At 65.1% G+C, this 605-nt stretch carries 1 protein-coding gene; it reads left to right on the top strand.

The annotated features are described in order from the left end of the window. Positions 1-114: 114 nt before the first annotated feature. Positions 115-605 (top strand): HU family DNA-binding protein (locus I0Q12_RS29570; protein ID WP_197257334.1); only part of this gene is annotated, 491 nt, incomplete at its 3' end.

Below are 605 nucleotides of genomic sequence, written 5' to 3'. Positions count from 1 at the left end.
CCGCCGTTCTAGTTGCATGAGAATTGGCGTGGCACATAGACTCTTGCCCGTTTGCGGGTCTACCGTGGACTACAAGTCGGTCTGACGGTGGACCGTAATGTGCGGAGGAAATCAATGAACAAGGCAGAGCTGATCGACGTTCTGACCGAGAAGCTCGGTTCGGACAGGCGTACGGCAACGGCAGCCGTCGAGCACATCGTCGATGCGATCGTGCGCGCCGTGCATGCCGGGAACAGCGTCACCATCACCGGTTTCGGTGTCTTCGAGCAGCGTCGCCGCGCCGCTCGTGTCGCTCGTAACCCGCGCACCGGTGAGACCGTCAAGGTCAAGCCGACGTCCGTGCCGGCGTTCCGGCCGGGCGCGCAGTTCAAGGCAGTCATCGCCGGTACCCAGAAGCTTCCCGCGTCCGGTCCCGCCGTCAAGCGCGGTGTGGCTGCTCCGGTGAAGAAGGCTGCCGCGAAGAAGACCGCCGCGAAGAAGACCACCGCCGCCAAGAAGACCACGGCGGCAGCGGCCAAGAAGACCACCGCCGCCAAGAAGACCACGGCGGCAGCGGCGAAGAAGACCACCGCGGCGAAGAAGGCTCCGGCCAAGACCACGGCGGC

Source organism: Rhodococcus sp. CX (assembly GCF_015865005.1).
Classification (GTDB): domain Bacteria; phylum Actinomycetota; class Actinomycetes; order Mycobacteriales; family Mycobacteriaceae; genus Rhodococcus.
The sequence above is the reverse complement of the archived record's forward strand: the minus strand, read 5'-3'. Positions and strand labels throughout refer to the sequence as shown.